The following is a 20,065-nucleotide window of genomic DNA, read 5'->3' on the forward strand; positions in this document are numbered from 1 at the left end:
ATCTTATTTTTTTTATAAATAACACTTAAATGCAATCCATCAAATTAAATTTGCATGAAAATCCTTATTGTTGACGAGGTGCTAGTCAATTTTTAAGATGTTAAAAATAAATAGGTATAATTATGTTCCCAATATGGATTGTTGTAATTTAAAGTTTAGTGTAAAATACAATTTGATTTTATACTATGGACTATGAAGAGAAAAGGGAATGAATAATATCGATCAAGGCCGATTTCTGATCATCAACAATGACTTTTCTTCATACGATTTTTTGCTTGATTATGAGAGAGTTGAAAAATTATCAGAACTTTCTAGTTTGAGCCTATTTTACTCTGCGGGCTCAAATGTAAACGTAAAAAAAGATAACTCATCCGAATATAGCTCAATAGATCCTCTTGTAGTACATATAAATAAAACACCTACGGAATTGAAAATTAGTTCATCTCAATTAGCTATGGGTAATATATATTATCTAGATAGAGGTAATGGCATTGAAGCTGTATCATCCGATCCTAGTACATTAGCAGCTTTATTTGACTGCACTATATCAAAAAATGCAATTTTTCAAGATGTGTCTATAGGGTTTCGTTTAGGCAGTTTATCCATTTTTGAAAACGTATATAAGTTAAATGCCAGAAATTATATTAAGATTTGTGATAATAAAATCACGATTCATAAAATGACTATAGAACCTCTTTCTTTTAAAATTGCCGAAGAAAGGCTCTTGGATACACTTCCTAAAATGGTGGCTGAATGTTTTTCGAACGACTATGCAGCTGAATTAACAGGTGGTATTGATAGTAGACTAGTTTATGCCTTAGGCCTTGCTGGCGGTATTTCCCCGAAAGTAAACTTCACTATAGGTAAAGCGTTAGATAGTGATGTCCAAATTGCAAAATTGATAAGTAAGTTATCAGACACGGAGCACTTTTTTATAAGTGATTCTTTTGATGCTCGGAAGCTTGCTGAGGATGGTTTGAAGTTTGTTGCTTTATCTGGGTTTTGTGCAAATGCAGCCTCATATAGCTGGTTACCTACAGTTTATAGAAAGTTAGAACCAAAAAGAACAGGGCAGTTAAGTGGGGCTGGAGGAGAGTGTGCAGGCGATTTCTATTTCACCCCTTTTGACTCTCTTATATCTAATCGATTTATTTTTGAAACATGGATTAAAAAGCGTCTCTATTTGACTGGTAATAAAATGATGAACGATGTCGGTCATCATCAATTACTGCATGAAAACCTTACATCAAGCTTATATGACATACTAAATACTAAAAACTCACAAGCATGGCGTTCGAGTTTGGTCTCGTTATATTCAGAGCATCGAGTGAAAAATTGGGTTGGACCTGTTCTGAATGCATCATCAGGGTTTTATAACGTAGCAGCCCCATTATTAACAGATGATTACCTCTGTTGGGCAAGCGCAGTACCGAATGAGTTGCGTAAAAATAGACAAGCTCAACTTACTCTAATCGATAAAATAAATCCCAACTTAGCTAAAATACCTTATGGAAATCAATTAGGTAATCGTTCACTTTTAAACAGTAAATTAATTGTTAAATATAGAAAAGTATACAATAGAGTTATTGGCTTGAAAGGAAAAAACGATCTTGGTTCTACATCCACAATACAGTCTTTAATTAATGATGAAACTATCAAAAATTTACTTCCTGATGTAATGGGTGAATATTTAGGTATAGAAGATAAAGAACTAACTAAGATATTGAAAAATCCTAATATATATACCAGCCAACTAGGCTTTTTAGTTACAGCATGTTGGGCAAAAGAGCGACTTCAAAGTCTTAAATTAAAGTATAAAATAACATAAAGAAAAAGGTACCAATATGCATTATGTAATATGCGGTTCAGATCCAGGAACTAGTAACTTAGGTGTTTCAGCACTTGGTAATGCTGCAATTTCCACTCTCTATAATTTTAATAATTGCAATAATTTTACTGTGTTAGATTCTAAAAAAGGCATCCGTAGTAATAAGTTTACTGTTGAAGGTGGAACTGCAGAGGTCACATTGTGTGGTGCTAAGCTAAGCAAAAAGTTTTACCAAAAAGAAAGTTATCTACAATTAAACTTTTTCAGTAAATTTAATGGCTTCTATAATGCCAACTGTAAACACTTGCTTAATACAGATGGGTTTCTTGATGTAAGCGGAGGAGATAGTTTTACAGACCTATACGGAAAATTTAGGTTTGATTTGGTGAACTCTCCTAAATATTTTGCCTTGAAAAATAATATCCCTCTCGTATTTTTACCACAAACGTATGGACCTTTTATATCTGAAGAAACAAAAAATGAAGCCAGAGAGTTAGTAAAACAAGCAAAAATGGCTTGGGCAAGAGATTTAAGGTCGTATGAGACATTAAAAGATCTTTTAGGTCATGACTTTGATCCAAAGATCCATAAAGTTGGAGTTGATATGGCTTTTGCATTACCTGTAAATAAATCAGTAAACAAAATAAATCAAACAGTGATGCAATGGCTTGAATCAGATTCGAATGAAAAAGTTTTGGGAATAAATGTAAGTGGTCTTATTTTTAATGACCCTGACGAAGCAAGGAATCGTTATAAGTTCAAGGCGGATTACAACGAATGTATTGAAAAGTTAATAACTTACCTTTTAGAAAGTACGGATTCTAAAATTGTATTGATTCCACATGTACTGACATCGCCTTTGGGTGATTACGAATCAGATTATAAAGCGAGTATTAAGCTTATTGAAAACTTAGGCTTAAAAGACTCTTCACGTATTCAAGTTCAAGAAGCAAATTTGGATCAATGTGAGATTAAGTGGTTAATATCTCAAACTGACTGGTTTATGGGTACGCGAATGCATGCGACCATTGCAGCTTTGTCAACTCAAACACCAGTGTGCACAATATCTTACAGTGATAAGGCGTTAGGTGTTTTTGAATCATGTGGCGTTGGATATAGTGTGATCGATCCGCGAAAGCTTGAAACAGATGAAGTATTTAATAGAGTCATCGAATCAATAAACACTATATCAACACTTCAAATTGATCTTGATAAGCATGTCCCCAATGTTCGAAAAATAGCATTAGAACAATTACATGAAATTGATACCCATCTGAGAAAATACAATGTTTAAGAAAATTAAATGGCTAGTTCATGTAACTCTACGTCATGCGATTTTAGGTTTAAGAATAAAATTTCTAAATTTAGTTTTTGGGATGAATATTCATCCAACTGCTCGTATTTCACTCAAAGCAAAATTAGATCTTACAAATCCCAAAGGTATAAATATAGGTGAGGGTACGTATATTGCCTTTGGGGCAATTTTACTAACTCACGACATGTCAAGAAACCTTACTAAGTCAATAAAAATTGGTAAAAATTGTTTTATAGGGGGAAATGCAATCATTCTACCGGGAGTGACTATAGGTGATTCATGTATTGTTGGTTCTGGTAGCGTAGTCACTAAGTCAGTAGCTTCAAATACTATTGTCGGTGGTAACCCTGCAAAAGTAATAAAAACAGGTATAAAAACAAAAGCCCTTGGAATACTAGTTGAAAATGATGGCTGAAAATAAGCATATTTACACGCTAGTATTAATCTACTTTTATTCGATGTTGATCCCCATGGAAGCTTTTTTTTATTTGGGTTCAATTAGAATGGAACTTTATAGGTTAATTTTAATTTGTATTACACCTTTTGTTCTTGTTAATTTAAGAAAACAAAATTTGTTTGGGCTTACTGAAAAGTTTCTACTTCTTTATTGTGCATGGGTCACAGTGAGCTTTTTAGCTAATCACGGTACAGCCAACCTTGAGTCTGGTGTTATTAACTTTTTAGAGGTTTTTATTGGATATGGGCTTGGGTTGTTATTATGTGGCTCTAAAGATTCTCTTAAAAAGTTATTCAAAACATTTCTTCTAGTTTTTACGTTGTTAATCCCTTTAGCTATTATAGAGGCTAGCAATGGGATTAGGGTACTGCATATTTGGGCTGCAAATATATTCGGAAACCCAGTTTTAGAATATTTAGGAGATTCATACTTTAGGTATGGCCTGCATCGAGCAAGTACTGTTTTTTCACACCCTATACTTTATTCAATTTGTGCATTGATGGTTCTGCCATTGTCGTTTTTATATTACAAACCATTAAAAGCACTGTTAATGAGCACAGGGCTCTTTGTTGCTATGATAAGTTCTGTGACCTCAGCAGGATTTTTAATGGTCATTATGCAATTTTCATTGTTTGTACTTAAGAGAATAGCTGAATATTTTGAGAATATTTATAAGGTAATAGTTTGGGGGATAAGCATTATCTACCTCTTACTCATTGTTAGTTCTAACCGTGGCCCTGTGCTTGTAATGGTTGAATCTTTAGCTCTTAACCCCGCAACCGCCTACGCTAGATATCAACAATGGCAATTCTCTGCAGATGATATTGCAAATAGCCCACTATTTGGCATTGGGTTTGAAAGTTGGTCTAGACCATTTTGGATGAGTGATAGCGTTGATAGCTTTTGGTTAAATGTTACTCTCGTGAGTGGATACCCTGCATTATTTTTTCTGACAGCCTTCTTTTTCTTGACTCTAAAAGCACAATGGCAGAATAAAGACCATAAAACTGATGGTAAGTTTTACTTTGTGTTCTTCTGCTCAACAGCCTCTATTGTATTCGCTGGTTTAACTGTCGATTTTTTTGACCGCGCTCAATTAATGGTTTTTCTCATGTTAGGTATTTATAACTCTTTTTTAATTAAACCAAAACTTACAAAGGGTATAAAAAATGCAAAGTGGTAGCTTAATACATGATGTGTGGTTGTTGATACAAGGTTATATACCAATTTTAATTGTTTTTTTTGGGGCTATATCTTGTCTGATTTGGAGAAAAATATTTTTAGGGTTAGGTTTGTGCCTGATTTCATTGTCTCTTTATTTTTATCTATCCTTTGGTTTTAATCAGGTTGACGAGGTTGATGAAAACCTAACTGTCATCACTTTTTCTCTACGATCAGGTAACGAACAAAAAATTGCTGATATTAATAGCGTTATTTTATCTCATTCCCCAGATATTTTACTTCTACAGGAAGGAGATAAAGGAGAGAACTTTAGAAATACTTTAAATAATTTGTTTCCTGCTTATCAATACATATTTGACGAAAACAAGAGAACTGCTTTGATGACTAAGTTGACAGTAAAAGAATCCGGATTTATTGGGAACATACAAAAAGTCATAATTGAAGTTGATGCTGAAGAATTGCTAATTTACAACTTTCATGCACCCAAGTTTTTTCTCAATTACGCAAACTATCAGAGGTTTTATAGCAAGTTATTTGAAGATATAAACCAATCTAGTGTAAAAAAAGTAATTGTTGCTGGTGACTTTAATGTAACTAAGAATAACCTACCCAGAGAGGTTCTTGTGTCTGAACATGCTTTCGAGGGGGCACTAACAAAATATGGTTCTGGCTTTATAAATACTTTTCCAGGCCCAAAACACCGAATTGGCTGGTTAGGTCCTCTTATTTCTATTGATGAAATTTATACAAAAGGGATCAGCTTGAAGGTTGGTAAAACGCTAAATATTAACACCGGCAGTGATCATAAACCTGTCTTAGCACACATGGATTTATAGTGAAAAAAATATTAACTTTATTTAAAAAGACATCTATTGCGGCTATTTTTTCAAAAGTGATATCAGCATTATTGACTTTTTTGTTTCTATTTTTAGTTGCACGATCAATATCAACTCAAGAAGCGGGAATTTTTTTATATAGCTATTCTATAATGATGATACTTGTTCAACTGGCAAGAGCAGGCACGGATAATGCCATTATTAAGCAACTGGCTCATAAAAAATCAGCCTCAGAACATAAAAATGTTATTACTCAAACTAGTTTATTTGTTTTTTTTACCTCCATCATTTTATGCCTCATCATGGCCTTGTTGTCATTCTTTAATATGTTTCCTATATATGAAAGTGAATTAGCTCGCTTTGTTTTATATTCATTTCTAATAATTACATTGATATTCTCATTTATTCAAGTTTTAGCATCTTACTTTCAAAGTCAAGTTATGGTTTACAGTCAATATTGGAGTCTGGGTTTAGGCGTCAGTTTTGCAGGTGTTGTTGCTTGTTTGGCTGTCTATTGGATGAATTTAAATGTTTTATATTTAAGTGTTTTCTTTATAATTCTTTGTTTTTTTGTTGCTCTAAGTTGCTTAGTTATTTTTTCTTTTAAACTAAATAAATTGCCAATAGAAAATGATGTAAAAGATTTTAATAAGTTAAACTTTAAAAGAACACTCACTTATACACTGCCTTACACAGCAATCGCCTTTATTATGATAATCATCCAACAAGGAGGCGCTCTACTATCAGGTTTTTGGCTTACTGAAACCGAGCTAGCTTTAATTTCAGTTGCCTTTAGATTGTCAACTCTAGTTGGTTTCATGTTTGTTGCCTTTTGTGCGCTTTTAGCACCAAAAATTTCTATACAATTTGAAAAAGGAAGATTTGCTTCAATCCATGATGAGTCAATTAAGCTGATCGCTATCTCAAATGCGTTTTCAATAGGGATGTTTTTATCTTTCGTTTTCTTTGGAGAAATGATTTTATTAGTTTTTGGGAAAGATTACCAAAATAGCTATTTAGTCTTGGTAATTTTTTCATTTTGTTGGGTTTTAAGAAGTTTTGTTGGTCCACTTGGGACCATATTAACAATGACTAAAAACCTAAAAGGATTGAGAATAAATTTATACATGTCAGCGTTAGTAATATTCTCTTCGTGCATTATTCTGATTCCTCTTTACGGCGCTGTTGGAGCGGCAATATCTTCTCTTTTAGGTACAATTACTATGTGTATAACGAATGCGATAACCGTTAATAGAAAATTAGGAATACGCTTCTACACATTCAACAGTTTAAAGCTACAAATCATTTGTTTATCTAATTTAGTAAACGTAAAAAAGTGTAACTTAAAAAAGTGAAAGTAAGTCAACAACGACTAAATTTAAGGGTTTTTTAATGGATAAAATTACCATTGTCATTGTTTGTTATAACTGTGGCGAAGATATATTTAACGCAATTACCGACATAAAAAATGGTTATTATGAAAATAAGCACCTTCAAATAATTATCGTAGATAATGCTTCACATGATGACTCAGTTGCCTTGCTTAGAAATATTGAAGGGTTCGATCTTAAGATTATAGAGTCAAAAAATAATGTTGGGTTTGGTAGTGGTTGTAACTTAGCTTTGCCTCATATTAAAGCCAATAGAACTCTCTTTTTGAATCCTGATGTTAGGCTTAATAAAACCAGCATAACGAGTCTTGTCGATTTTTCTAACTCTAACCCCGATGCGAAGGTTTGGGGAGGGCAAACAATCAATTCACAAGGGCAAATAGATGGCCAAAACGCGTGGCGCGAACCTAGTTTAAGGGGGGTGTTAAGTTGGTCTTTCTTCGGAGACATCCTACTAAAAAAACTGTCTCTACGTATACCAGATGCTTACACTCCGGATGAAATTAATAGATTGCCATACGTAGATTCAATTTCAGGTTGTTTCTTATTAATGGATACCAATTTATTGAAAGAGTTAAATGGATTTGACGAACGTTTCTTTATGTATAGTGAAGAGGTTGATCTTTGCCGACGAGCGAGAGAGCTCGGAGCAAAGCCTATGTCAACCAGTCAAGCAGTTATAATGCATGAAGGAAGTAAAACAATTACTTCGCAGAATAAATTAAATTTTCTTTATCATTCAAAATTAAAATACTGCAAAAAATATTGGAATCCGTTGTCATATGGCGTCGCAAGATTAAGCCTATTTTGTGGTGCTGTATTACGCGCTTGTGCTTACAGCTTACTTTCATTTCACAAGCTCAAACGGGCAGAAGCAAAGGTTTGGTGGATGTTTTGCCGTCAACAGCTTAAATGGGAAATATAATGACAACGCTTATACCCGCAATTATTATCCCCGCTTATAATGAGCGAAATGTAATTGGTCGTACACTTAACCCGCTCTATGACGGTGTTATAAATGGTGAATACACAATTACTATTGCGGTTAATGGCACAAGTGATGATTCCGTTGACTTTATTCGTCGGGAATTCCCGCAGGTTACTTGTTTAGATATCCAACTTGGCTCAAAAACTAATGCGTTAAATGAAGCTGAAAAACAAGCTGGATTAGGTTACCCGCGTATTTACATGGATGCGGATGTTGTGATCAGTTATGAAGAGATTTTGTCACTGATAAAAACCTTATCTAACACAACCACGCCTTTACTTGCATCACCTAAAGCGGTGATGAATTTTGCCCATTCAAGTGTGTTTGTTAAAGCATTTTATAATGCGTGGTTTAAAACTAAGTTTTATAACCAACAAGGGTTTGGCTCAGGTGTTTATGGTTTAAATAAAACTGCTAGGCAGTGTTTTGATGTATTTCCGAATGTGATTGCTGATGATGGTTTTATTCGCGAAGTTGTACCTCAATCACAGCAAATGGTCGATAAACAGTGTATTTCTACTGTTAATGCGCCAGGTACACTCTCAGATCTGATAAAAATTAAAACGCGAAGTAAACTGGGTAATCTTGAATTAAAAAGAAAAAATCTCTTAGTTAATCAAGAGCTACCGGGCAAACGTTTTTGCATTAAACCGAGTGTTTTTGAATTTTTAGTTTATGCAATGGTGAATTTTATTGCTGCTAAATCAGCACAGATAAAAGCTAAAAATATCCACAGTTATAAGTGGCAAAAAGATGAGTCATCAAGGAATGTAGTATGAATAAGAAAAAAGTTATGGCCATCGCATCTCGTGGTGGGCACTGGATCCAATTAAATCGCTTATCAGCTGTTTGGGAAGATCATGATGTTGTTTTCATAACGAATGATGCTTCTTTAAAAAGCCATGTAGATGATAATCGCTTTGAAACAGTAATCGATGCAAATATGGACCAGAAATTTAAACTCATTCTTTTAGCTTTGCAAACATGTTTCAAGGTATTAAAACACCGTCCTGATGTCATTATTAGTACAGGTGCTGCACCGGGTTTTTTCGCGCTCCTTTGGGGTAAATTGATAGGTGCAAAAACGGTTTGGGTTGATTCAGTAGCCAATGCTGAAGAACTTTCTCTTGCTGGTAGCAAAGTATCTAAAATTGCAGATGTATGGCTAACACAATGGCCTGAAGTCGCAAGAGAAAATGGTCCTATTTATAAAGGAAGAGTGTTTTGATTTTCGTTACAGTAGGTACTCAGCTTTCATTTGATAGGCTTATAAAAGCAATTGAAAAGTGGGCAATTGAGCAAAATTATAGTGATTGCGTTTTTCAAGTTGGCGAGCAAGGTTATCGCCCTAAAATTGGCAAGGTATTTGATTTTATCTCAGGCAAAGAAGCAGATGAATACTTTAATAATGCAGATGTTGTGATTGGTCACGCCGGTATGGGAACCATCTTATCTTGCTTGAGTGAGGGAAAACCGCTAGTTGTTATGCCGCGCCTTTATTCATTAAACGAACATCGTAATGATCATCAATTAGCAACGTATATGAAGTTAAAAGAGCTTGCAGGCCTCCATCCCGCAGACGATGAAACTATGCTTGCGGATGCCATAAATTCGGCGCTTGCTGCAACTGCTTCACAAGGGCAACTTAACCATATAGCCCCGCCACAAATAACCGATTACATAAAAAAAATTGTTTTTTAAATTAGGGAAAAATTAACACATGACAATAGCTCATAACACAAAAGGGATAATCCTTGCAGGGGGAAGTGGTACTCGACTTTACCCGTTAACGAAAGTGGTTAGTAAACAGTTAATGCCTGTATATGATAAACCTATGATTTATTACCCAATAGCAACATTGATGTGCGCAGGTATCAAAGAGATACTTATTATCACAACGCCGCAAGAGCAATCCCGTTTTATAGAGCTGTTAGGTGATGGTTCATTGTGGGGGATATCAATAGAATACACTAATCAACCTTCACCAGACGGTCTAGCACAAGCATTTTTACTTGCCGAAGATTTTTTAGCGGGTGCTAATGCTGCTCTTGTTCTCGGTGACAATCTTTTTTATGGACATGATTTGGTTAAGTCTTTAAAAAATGCAGTTTTAAGGTCCAAGGGCGGAACCGTTTTTGGTTACCATGTTGCAAATCCCTGTGCATATGGTGTTGTTGAGTTCGATGAAAGTGGTAAAGCTATTTCAGTAGAAGAAAAACCACAACAGCCTAAATCTAACTATGCAGTGCCAGGATTATATTTTTTTGATAACGATGTTGTTGATTTTGCAAAAGAAGTAAAACCATCAGCGCGTGGTGAATTAGAAATAACAGATCTCATTGAGCGCTATTTAGCAGCAGGCACTTTAAATGTAGAAATCATGGGCCGTGGCACAGCCTGGCTTGATACAGGCACGCATGACTCCTTATTACAAGCAGCTCAATTTATTGAAACTATAGAAAAGCGCCAAGGCTTAAAAGTTAATTGCCCTGAAGAAGTTGCTTATCGTATGGGGTACATCGATGATGTTCAGTTAAAACAGCTTGCTGAACCACTTCGCAAAAGTGGTTATGGTGAGTACCTATTAAGTTTACTGTCTCAGCGAGTTTTCTCATGAAAGTAATTGATACGCCGATTTTAGATCTGAAAATTATAGAGCCTACGGTTTTTGGTGATGAGCGTGGTTTTTTCCTCGAAACATTCAGAGAACAGTGGTTTAAAGAGCATGTGGCAGATGTGACATTTGTGCAAGATAACCACAGCAAATCTAGCCGTGGAATATTGAGAGGAATGCATTATCAAACACAGCAAACTCAAGGTAAGTTAGTCCATGTAGTGCAAGGTGCTGTATACGATGTTGCTATTGATATGCGACAAAGCAGCTCTACATTTGGAAAGTGGTTCGGTATTGTTTTGAGTGCAGAAAATAAGCGTCAACTATGGGTACCAGCAGGATTTGCCCATGGTTTTTATGTTACATCAGATACCGCTGAATTTGTTTATAAATGCACAGACTATTATGCGCCTCAATTTGAGCAAAGTGTGTATTGGAATGACCCTCAACTGAAAATTGATTGGCCCATAAGCCCTGAAGACACCGTGCAGTTGTCAGCTAAAGATGAGAGCGGTTTATTATTTAAAGATGCACCATATTTTAATTAACAGGCTATTTTAGAGGCACTTAGAGGTAACAATGAGAAAAACAATTTTAGTAACAGGTGGTGCTGGTTTTATAGGATCAGCATTGATAAGGTATTTAATTAATGGCACCGAAAACACGGTGGTCAATTTTGATAAATTAACTTATGCAGGCAACCTTGAATCGTTAACATCCGTTGATGATTCTACACGTTATCATTTCGTTCAAGGTGATATTTGTGATCGTTCATTAATCAGCGCTACATTTGAAAAATTTCAACCAGATTACATTATGCATTTGGCTGCTGAAAGCCACGTTGACCGTTCAATTGATGGGCCTGGAGAGTTTATACAAACAAATATAGTTGGAACTTATGAACTTCTTGAAGCTGCAAGAAGTTATTATGCCAATTTAAACGACGATAAAAAATCAACATTTAAATTCCATCATATTTCTACTGATGAAGTATATGGTGATCTAGGTGAAACAGGCTTGTTTACTGAAGAAACATCCTACGAACCAAGCTCTCCATACTCAGCTTCTAAAGCTGCATCAGATCACCTTGTGAGAGCATGGCACCGTACTTATAATTTTCCGGTCGTATTAACTAACTGTTCAAATAATTATGGGCCGTATCATTTTCCAGAAAAGCTTATCCCGCTAGTTATTTTAAATGCACTTGAGGGGAAACAATTACCTGTGTATGGCGATGGTTCGCAAGTGAGAGATTGGCTATACGTTGAAGATCATGCAAGGGCTCTGTATGCCGTTGTAACACAAGGTGAGGTTGGCGAAACTTATAACATTGGTGGCTTTAACGAAAAGAAAAATATAGATGTGGTTAAAACTATCTGTAATCACCTTAATGCTCTCATAACTGAAAAACCTGTGGGTTTAACGGACTTTAACGATTTAATTACGTATGTTGCTGACCGACCAGGCCATGACGTTCGTTATGCTATTGATGCGAATAAAATTAATAAAGAACTAGGCTGGTACCCAGAAGAAACATTTGAGTCTGGCATCTTAAAAACTATTCAGTGGTATTTAGATAATAAAGATTGGTGCAAAAACGTTAAAGATGGCAGCTATCAAGGTGAACGTTTAGGGCAGCAGAAATAATGAAAGCATTAATTATCGGAAAAAGTGGGCAACTAGCTTCTGAACTAATTGATACTTGCCCTACTTATATCGAAGCTGTTGCCTATGGCCGTGCTGATATTGATCTTATGCAATTGGATAGTATTCGCGATATTGTTTTATCAATAAGGCCTGACTTTATTATTAATGCCGCAGCATACACACTTGTTGATCAAGCTCAAACTGACTCAGAAAATGCTTTTGCGTTAAACCGAGATGCGGTGGCATTAATTGCGCATGTTGCAAAAGACTACGGTGCAAGGCTTATTCACGTATCTACAGATTTTGTCTTTGATGGGCGCCAAAATTCGGCATACTCCCCAGATCATAAACCTAACCCAATTAATGTTTATGGTGAGTCAAAATTAGCGGGCGAGGAAGCCATTACCCAAATTTATGCTAGTAATAGCACCGTGGTTCGTACATCTTGGGTTTATTCTAGTTATGGAAATAACTTTGTAAATACAATGCTACGTTTGATGACTGAAAAAGATAGGTTATCCATTGTAAGCGATCAAATTGGTTGCCCAACAAATGCAAAAGGCTTGGCTGAGTTTTTATGGTCTCTTTGTGAAGTGAAAGCGCTCTCTACTCGATATCATTATAGTGATTTGGGTGTTTCAAGTTGGTATGACTTTGCAGTTGCAATTCAAACACTTGCTTGCGAAATAGGCATACTGAATAAAGCGATCCCACTAGTGCCAATTTCTAGTGAAAATTATCCTACCCCCGCTAAAAGGCCAATCTTTAGTTTACTTGCTAATAACCAAGGGAAAGTACATTGGCATAGCCATTTAAAAGAGTTCTTTAATTTAAATAAGAATAAATATTAAATAATTTATAATGGTGAGTGGATAATCCTCGGTTTTTAAATAAAATCACTCTGTTTGTACCTTTTTCGTTTTTATTTGATGATTTATTGTTTATAATACGGGAACTTTTTATTAGCCGTTTTATTTATGGCAAGGAGGCATAGTGAATAAATCAAGGACATTTAAAACGGGTAGTAACTCATCTGCTGCTTTATATCGTTTTGTTGATATAGCTACGATTATTTTAACGCTTTTTATGGCTGCTGCTATATATGGAACGATTATTTCTAATAACTACATAATAGTGTTATTAATCGTTACAATTGGCTATTTATATACGGCTGAAACACTCAGTTTGTACCGGTCATGGCGTGCCGGCAAGTTAAGGCATATGGTCTTAATTGCATGGGTAAGTTTAGCAAGTACATTTGCGTTATTGTTTATAATCGCTTTCGCTTTAAAGTTTACTGAAGAGTTGTCAAGAGTAACGCTTTCTTTATGGTTTGCCTTATCAACAATAGGCTTATTTATATCACGTGGTTTTGTCAGGCTATATAAGATTAACCGTCGTAAACTTGGGTTGAGTATTAATAAAGTTGCAATAGTGGGGGCGACCGAAGCAGGGGCTAACCTATTTAGCGAGATACTTGAGCATGATGAACTGGGATATGACTTTGTGGGCTTTTTTGATGATAGAAAGCCCGAGCGCTTATTCAAAGATATGAACTTTGATATTGAGGGTAGAATTGACAGCGCTGTCCAAAGGGCGAAGAGTGGTCAAATAGATGTATTGTTTATCGCGTTACCATTTAAAGCGGAAAAACGAATCGCAGATATTCTACTTAAACTAGGTGACACGACTGTTGATGTGCACTTTATTCCAGACTTTTTATTATCGAATTTAATACATGCCCGAATCGAGCACATTGGTAATATCGATACACTAAGTGTTTTTGAATCACCTTATCTTGGTGCCCGTGAGTGGGTTAAACGTACCGAAGACATTCTACTTGCTACAGTTATTCTCATGCTTATTTCTCCACTTTTATGCGCTATTGCTTTGGGTGTTAAATTAACATCCAAAGGTCCTGTACTATTTAAACAGCATCGTTACGGATTATACGGTCAAAAGATTAATGTATGGAAATTTCGCTCCATGAGCGTTATGGAAAACAATACAGTTGTCACACAGGCAACGAAAGAAGACCCCAGGATCACCAAATTTGGACGTTTTCTAAGGCGTACGAGTTTAGATGAACTTCCTCAATTTTTTAACGTTTTACTTGGTGATATGTCGATTGTAGGGCCTAGGCCACATGCTGTTGCACACAACGAAGAATACAGAAGAAAGGTCGAATTCTATATGTTACGCCATAAGGTTAAACCTGGTATTACGGGTTGGGCACAGATCAACGGCTGGCGTGGAGAAACAGATACACTAGAAAAGATGGAAAAACGCGTCGAATTTGATTTGCAATATATAAAAAATTGGTCGTTATTATTTGATCTTAAAATTGTATTTTTAACTATTTTCAAAGGCTTTATAAGTAAAAATGCTTACTAAAAACAAGGGATTAATATGAAAGTTAGTATGCTAGCATTGGCATTAGCCGCAAGTTTCTCTTCGTCTATATATGCTATAGAACCCGCTTCAATTCAAACTGAGTCGGGAGTGGATATAACACCTTTGCTTGAGTCTAAATTTGAATATGACAACAATATTTTTAATCGCTCGGCTGATAAAACCTCCAGTACAAAAATTATTGTGAAACCATCAGTTAATTTTGAAATGATTGATGCACTCGATGAGTATTCAATAGGTGCATATGTTGAAAATGGTACATATTTAGCAAGCTCTGATGATAATTATTTTAATGGCGGTTTAGCTACGTCAATACATTTAGAGCCTTCAGCTAGCAACCGTTTTGATTTTAGCTACTCTTATGATTTTGATACTGAGCAACGTGGTAGTGGTCTTACAGAAGGCTTTGATGAATTACTCAAAGAAGCAAGTAATTTTAGAGAGCAAAATGCTGATGTTCGTTATGAAATCGGCGGGGTTGATACCTCTCGTGTTGCTGTTTTAGCAAGCTATGCTGATACACGTTATACAAATAACCGATTTTTAACACAATACAGGGATGTCGATGAACTGCTTTTTGGTGGTGAGTTTTTATACTCTTTAAGTGGATTAACTGATTTATCTATTGATGCCTCCCATTCTGATATTCGCTACGATGTTATCGATATCAGTGGCGATTCTCGGGATTCAGATGTTTCTGAAGTTCGTATTGGACTTCGTTGGGAAGCGACAGCATTAACAACTGGTGTTGCTAAAATTGGTTACCAGAACAAGTCATTTAAATCTGCTGAGCGCTCTGATTTTAATGGCTTAAGTTGGCTCGTAGAAGCTCAGTGGTCTCCGCTTACCTATTCAACTTTTGTATTAACTTCTGAAGCAGGTGCTGTTGATCCTGATGCATTTGGTGACTACATCAATCAAAAAGGTATTTCTATTGGCTGGGAGCATACTTGGACTGAGCGGTTTGGCACTAACGTTGTATATAGCTTCACAAATGATGACTATGAAGGCGTTACTCGCGAAGACGATTCTCAAGAACTTGTAATAGGACTAGTGCACAGTACTGCGCGATGGCTCGAGATTAGTGCATATGGCGCAATACAAGATAAAGACTCTAATTTAACACAATTCAGGTACGACAAAACACTTATTGGCTTAAATTTTAAAGTTTCAATGTAAGGATAAACATGAAGTTTTTTTGCTTTTACTTAGCTCTGTTCTTTTCAATTTCAGTATTCGCTGATGAGACAAAATATTTATTGGATACTGGCGATATTATACAAATTAAGGTTTACGGAGAAGATGACTTGTCTTTGGAAACTAAAATAGGACGGTCTGGAAAGCTAAACTACCCTTTTTTAGGTGAAATTGAAGTTAGTGGTCTTACAGAGAAAAGCTTACAACAAAAAATATACAGGGGGCTAAAGGGAGATTATTTAATTGAACCTACTGTTTATGTAAACGTAATTCAATACCGTCCTTTTTTTATACATGGAGAAGTGCGTATGCCTGGTAGTTATGCATATCAACCAGGTATGACCGTAAATCAAGCGATTGCGATTGCGGGTGGCTTTACAGAACGCGCATCAGAAGAAAAAATTTTTTTATTTAAAGAAAAAAATAAATCAAGACAAATAGATGCAACATTGGATTCGATAGTACATGCAGGTGATACGCTAACGGTTGAGCAGAGGTTTTTTTAATGGATACCCGAAATACATTTTTAGAAAAAAATAACTCTCTAGACTACAAACGTTATGTATACGCGTGTATGGAATATAAATGGCGACTTGTGTTTATTTCACTGCTTATATCCGTGTTAACCGCATTTATAGTGATGCAAATAAAGCCAACTTATGAATCAACTGCGACATTGCTAATAGAACCAGAACAAAAAAGTATGATGTCTGTTGATGAAATGTATGGGTTTAACAATACTAAGCGCGAATTTTACAGCACACAATTTCAGATCTTACAGTCAAAGTACATTGCTGAAGCAGTTATTGACAAGCTCAACTTGATTGAACATCCAGAGTTTAAAGCTAAAACAGGTTTATTATCAGGTGCAAAAAAATATATATATTCACTAGTAGGGACTAAGGCAAATGACGCTGCGCTAGATCATGAATATGCAATGGCACAGTTAGTTAGCGATTTCAGGCAACGTTTAACAGTTAAACCAGTCAGAGGGACTCAGTTAGTTCATATCACATACCAAGCGTCTGATAGAAACCTAGCCGCTGCAGTAGCAAATGCGATTGGTGAGGTTTATATTGAAACTCAATTAGAAGCGAAAATGGGTATTACGCGTAAAGCGAGTGCCTGGATGAGTGAAAAAATGGCGGGTTTAACGTCAGAGCTTGAACGCGCCGAAGTTGCATTTGAAAGCTTTAGGCAAAAAAATAATATTGTTGATATTGAAAGTGCCTTGGTGAGAATAGATAACGAACTTGAAAAAACTCAAGAAACTTTATCTATTGCTGAAAGTGATAAAAACAAAGTAGATAATATTTTAGAGCTTATAAATAAAATGGGCCAATCTGATTTTGAAAGCCTTAAGTCTTTACCTGAAATCATAAGCCATAGTTCAGTATCTAAAGGGCGATCTGAGCTTGAAAGTGCTCAACTTAAGCTTGCGGAGTTAGGTAAAAAGTATGGTCCTAAACATCCTCGCATGATTGCAGCTACAGAAGAACTCGATATGCGTGTTGAACATGTTAATTCACAGATTAAATCTTTGATAGCAGGTATAAAAAAAGAATCATACACAGCAGCTCAACGTGTTAATAGATATCGTGCCGAGCTTGCTGAAATTCGTAGTAAGTACAGCGAAATAACCAAACTTGATACGCAATATACCGCTCTAAAAATAGAGTTAGATACCAATCGAAACCTTTACAATACATTTTTAGAACGCTCACGCGAAACCGAAGCGACCAGTGATTACAAAGCAAGTCCTGCACGATTTACGGGCATAGCTGATGCGAGCCTTTACCCAGTTAAACCAAATCGTAAGCTTATTGTTGCTGCTTCATTTTTTATCAGCCTCATGTTTTTTGTTGGACTCGTAATTTTATTTGAAATGCTTGACGACACAATAAAAACTCCAGCTGATATCGAAAGTAAACTTTCAATGCGTATGTTAGGCATGATCCCACTTTCTAAAGGTGGTGAGCTGGATGTGAGAGCATTTTTTGATAAAGAGCAAAAACAGTTTTCAGAAGCTGTAAGAACACTTCGAACAGGCGTCGTCTTATCGCAAATGGATGCTGATAATAATAAAGTTATAGAAGTCACCTCATCAATACCAGGTGAAGGTAAAACGACAACGTCAATCAATCTAGCATTCTCTCTGGGTCAGATTGAAAACGTGTTACTGATTGATGCTGACATGCGTAAACCCAGTATCTGTAAACGCTTTGATATACCGGCATATCACCCAGGATTATCGAATTTTATTGCGGGAACAGAAAAATTAGAAAATTGCTTATACCAAGATGAACAAAGTGGCATAGATGTTATGCCTTGTGGTCAGCTGCCACCAAACCCACTTGAACTTTTGTCGAGTAGCAAATTTAATAAAGTGATTGAGTTATTCAAAGAACGCTACGATAGAATCATTATAGATACTGCTCCTGTGCAAGCTGTGAGTGATTCATTAATGATTTCTAAGAGTGCTGATAGTGTAATTTATGTTGTTAAAAGTGATGATACGCATATTTCTATGGTTAAAAATGGGATTGGTAGATTATTGCAAGATAAGGCAAAACTAGCTGGTGTAGTGTTGAACCATTTAGATACAGATAAAGTCTCTAAAACGCAAGGCTACCACGGTTACTATGATTATTATTCGTATGGTGATAAAAAGTCATAAAATGTTTGATATTCATAGTCACATAATTCCTAGGATAGATGACGGTGCAAGAGACGAAGCTGACGCTTTGTCTCTTCTTCGTTTAGCGCAGCAAGATGGTACAACGCATATTGTTGCTACTCCTCATATACATAGCGGCCGATTTGAAAATGACCAAAATACTATTTTCGCTGGTTTATCTACCCTAAAAAAAATAATTAAAGAGCACTCTTTGACTATAAATGTTGCAGCTAGTTGTGAGCTTAGACTTGATATTGTGCATATGGCTAAATTAATGAGTGGCGAAATACCAACTTTAGGTACTGTAAATGGCTATAAAATCGTACTTTTAGAGTTTCCTCATAGTCATATCCCACCTGGAGCTGAAAATTTTGTTAAATGGCTATTTAACAACGGCTATAAGCCGATAATTGCGCATCCGGAAAGAAATAGAGACTTGCTAAAAAGCCCTTCGTTATTAAATCCATATTTACGCCTAGGTTGCCTAACACAGGTAACAGCCGGAAGTATTACAGGTGAGTTTGGAAATACGGTGAAATCATATGCACTGTCTTTACTTGCCCAAGATAAAGTAGACGTAATTGCAAGTGATGCCCACAATATTAGCCGTCGGCCACCTGTTTTATCTAAGGCCTATGCTTTAGTTACTAAAGAATTCGGCGTGGAAAAAGCTGATACTCTTTTTAAAATCACGCCTCAAAAACTAACACAGACTCTTTTTGATGAAGGTTAGTGTATTTTTAATATGTAAGCTGATAATTGCTTGCTTATGTGCGTATTTAATTTTAGTGGCATTTAGGTGGGGGATCGCTAGTACATATTATTTTCAAACAAATGCGCTTCTAGAGCGTTGGAATGACGATAGGGCGTCGTTAACCGTTAATAGCTATCAACAAGCCAAAGAAGCAATAGAGAAAGCAGTTCATTTCCATCCAGAGCACAATCATTACATACATACGCAAGGCAGGGTACTACACTGGGGGATTATTGTCGGTGCTGAAAAAAAATCACGTTATGTTGATGTGGTTGGATTATATTTAAGCGCTACTAAAACTCGGCCACATTGGTCAGAGACTTGGACAGATCTAGCGAGTTTAAGTGCATATTTATACGGAATGAATGACCAAACCAGACTTTATATAGCTAAAGCCCATTCCACAGGGCGCTACACTAAGCATGTTATGTTTACTGTTAGTAAAATATATTTAACTAATTGGAATTATCTAAATAATGAAGATAAGCGTTTATATATCAAAATTGTTCATGATAGTTTTTTAAAAGAGTATCGACTAAAAGCGCAGTTAGCATTGGCAAAGAAATATAATAAGCTTCAAATGGTGTGCTTATTACTGAATAAATCATCATATATTGAAGAAGTAAATATACAAGCACTTGAGGTGCGCTTTTGTAACTAAGCACCTACTTGCTAATTGCATATTCACCGTAAATAACAAGTATTGCTGAAGGTCGTTCTGACGGGGTAAATGTAAAAAAAAGGTACAAGCAAAGCCTTTTTATATT

At 35.8% G+C, this 20,065-nt stretch carries 20 protein-coding genes; all 20 read left to right on the forward strand.

Annotated elements, in window-relative coordinates; translation table 11 throughout:
* Positions 1-208 precede the first annotated feature (208 nt).
* The 20 genes from C7Y70_RS08010 (at position 209) to C7Y70_RS08105 (ending at position 19,959) form a co-directional block, all read left to right on the forward strand.
* Positions 209-1,828, forward strand: a complete 1,620-nt coding sequence (locus C7Y70_RS08010) for a hypothetical protein (protein ID WP_135474213.1) — start codon at positions 209-211, stop codon at positions 1,826-1,828.
* A 16-nt stretch (positions 1,829-1,844) separates the two neighbouring features.
* Positions 1,845-3,122 (forward strand): polysaccharide pyruvyl transferase family protein, encoded by a 1,278-nt coding sequence (locus C7Y70_RS08015; RefSeq protein WP_135474215.1) that lies wholly within the window; start codon positions 1,845-1,847, stop codon positions 3,120-3,122.
* Positions 3,115-3,558 carry a DapH/DapD/GlmU-related protein gene (locus C7Y70_RS20750; protein WP_135474216.1) on the forward strand — a complete coding sequence of 148 codons (444 nt, stop codon included), beginning with the start codon at positions 3,115-3,117 and terminating at the stop codon, positions 3,556-3,558. The genes C7Y70_RS08015 and C7Y70_RS20750 overlap by 8 nt, the downstream gene beginning before the upstream one ends.
* Before the next feature lie 55 nt (positions 3,559-3,613).
* Positions 3,614-4,783: a hypothetical protein gene (locus tag C7Y70_RS08025; RefSeq protein ID WP_135474219.1), complete on the forward strand. Its 1,170-nt coding sequence runs from the start codon at positions 3,614-3,616 to the stop codon at positions 4,781-4,783.
* Positions 4,770-5,618: an endonuclease/exonuclease/phosphatase family protein gene (locus C7Y70_RS08030; RefSeq protein WP_135474221.1), complete on the forward strand. Its 849-nt coding sequence runs from the start codon at positions 4,770-4,772 to the stop codon at positions 5,616-5,618. The genes C7Y70_RS08025 and C7Y70_RS08030 overlap by 14 nt, the downstream gene beginning before the upstream one ends.
* Positions 5,618-6,973, forward strand: coding sequence for an oligosaccharide flippase family protein (locus tag C7Y70_RS08035; RefSeq protein ID WP_135474223.1), 1,356 nt, complete (start codon positions 5,618-5,620; stop codon positions 6,971-6,973). The genes C7Y70_RS08030 and C7Y70_RS08035 overlap by 1 nt, the downstream gene beginning before the upstream one ends.
* 37 nt (positions 6,974-7,010) lie before the next feature.
* Positions 7,011-7,934 carry a glycosyltransferase family 2 protein gene (locus C7Y70_RS08040; RefSeq protein ID WP_135474225.1) on the forward strand — a complete coding sequence of 308 codons (924 nt, stop codon included), beginning with the start codon at positions 7,011-7,013 and terminating at the stop codon, positions 7,932-7,934.
* Positions 7,934-8,776 carry a glycosyltransferase gene (locus tag C7Y70_RS08045; RefSeq protein ID WP_167850804.1) on the forward strand — a complete coding sequence of 281 codons (843 nt, stop codon included), beginning with the start codon at positions 7,934-7,936 and terminating at the stop codon, positions 8,774-8,776. Before C7Y70_RS08040 ends, C7Y70_RS08045 begins: the two co-directional genes overlap by 1 nt.
* The gene (locus tag C7Y70_RS08050) at positions 8,773-9,225 is read left to right on the forward strand and encodes a UDP-N-acetylglucosamine--LPS N-acetylglucosamine transferase (protein ID WP_135474229.1); all 453 of its coding nucleotides are present in this window, start codon (positions 8,773-8,775) and stop codon (positions 9,223-9,225) included. The genes C7Y70_RS08045 and C7Y70_RS08050 overlap by 4 nt, the downstream gene beginning before the upstream one ends.
* Positions 9,222-9,698 (forward strand): glycosyltransferase, encoded by a 477-nt coding sequence (locus C7Y70_RS08055; protein WP_135474231.1) that lies wholly within the window; start codon positions 9,222-9,224, stop codon positions 9,696-9,698. Before C7Y70_RS08050 ends, C7Y70_RS08055 begins: the two co-directional genes overlap by 4 nt.
* Before the next feature lie 19 nt (positions 9,699-9,717).
* The gene (rfbA, locus tag C7Y70_RS08060) at positions 9,718-10,614 is read left to right on the forward strand and encodes a glucose-1-phosphate thymidylyltransferase RfbA (protein WP_135474233.1); all 897 of its coding nucleotides are present in this window, start codon (positions 9,718-9,720) and stop codon (positions 10,612-10,614) included.
* Positions 10,611-11,159 (forward strand): dTDP-4-dehydrorhamnose 3,5-epimerase, encoded by a 549-nt coding sequence (rfbC, locus tag C7Y70_RS08065; RefSeq protein ID WP_135474235.1) that lies wholly within the window; start codon positions 10,611-10,613, stop codon positions 11,157-11,159. Before rfbA ends, rfbC begins: the two co-directional genes overlap by 4 nt.
* A 31-nt stretch (positions 11,160-11,190) precedes the next feature.
* On the forward strand, positions 11,191-12,258 hold the full coding sequence (rfbB, locus tag C7Y70_RS08070; RefSeq protein WP_135474237.1) for a dTDP-glucose 4,6-dehydratase: 1,068 nt from the start codon (positions 11,191-11,193) through the stop codon (positions 12,256-12,258).
* A complete protein-coding gene (gene rfbD / locus C7Y70_RS08075) occupies positions 12,258-13,109 on the forward strand; it encodes a dTDP-4-dehydrorhamnose reductase (RefSeq protein ID WP_135474238.1) in 852 nt (283 codons plus the stop codon). The genes rfbB and rfbD overlap by 1 nt, the downstream gene beginning before the upstream one ends.
* A 142-nt stretch (positions 13,110-13,251) precedes the next feature.
* On the forward strand, positions 13,252-14,652 hold the full coding sequence (locus tag C7Y70_RS08080; protein ID WP_135474240.1) for an undecaprenyl-phosphate glucose phosphotransferase: 1,401 nt from the start codon (positions 13,252-13,254) through the stop codon (positions 14,650-14,652).
* A gap of 15 nt (positions 14,653-14,667) precedes the next feature.
* The gene (locus tag C7Y70_RS08085) at positions 14,668-15,849 is read left to right on the forward strand and encodes an outer membrane beta-barrel protein (RefSeq protein WP_135474242.1); all 1,182 of its coding nucleotides are present in this window, start codon (positions 14,668-14,670) and stop codon (positions 15,847-15,849) included.
* Between the two features lie 8 nt (positions 15,850-15,857).
* Complete coding sequence (locus tag C7Y70_RS08090; RefSeq protein ID WP_135474244.1) at positions 15,858-16,373, forward strand: polysaccharide biosynthesis/export family protein; 516 nt, start codon at positions 15,858-15,860, stop codon at positions 16,371-16,373.
* Positions 16,373-18,544, forward strand: a complete 2,172-nt coding sequence (locus C7Y70_RS08095) for a polysaccharide biosynthesis tyrosine autokinase (protein WP_135474246.1) — start codon at positions 16,373-16,375, stop codon at positions 18,542-18,544. The genes C7Y70_RS08090 and C7Y70_RS08095 overlap by 1 nt, the downstream gene beginning before the upstream one ends.
* Positions 18,510-19,277 carry a CpsB/CapC family capsule biosynthesis tyrosine phosphatase gene (locus tag C7Y70_RS08100; RefSeq protein ID WP_135474247.1) on the forward strand — a complete coding sequence of 256 codons (768 nt, stop codon included), beginning with the start codon at positions 18,510-18,512 and terminating at the stop codon, positions 19,275-19,277. Before C7Y70_RS08095 ends, C7Y70_RS08100 begins: the two co-directional genes overlap by 35 nt.
* A complete protein-coding gene (locus tag C7Y70_RS08105) occupies positions 19,267-19,959 on the forward strand; it encodes a VpsP family polysaccharide biosynthesis protein (RefSeq protein WP_280953827.1) in 693 nt (230 codons plus the stop codon). Before C7Y70_RS08100 ends, C7Y70_RS08105 begins: the two co-directional genes overlap by 11 nt.
* Positions 19,960-20,065 lie beyond the last annotated feature (106 nt).

This window comes from Pseudoalteromonas sp. KS88 (assembly GCF_004766475.1).
Lineage (GTDB): Bacteria > Pseudomonadota > Gammaproteobacteria > Enterobacterales > Alteromonadaceae > Pseudoalteromonas.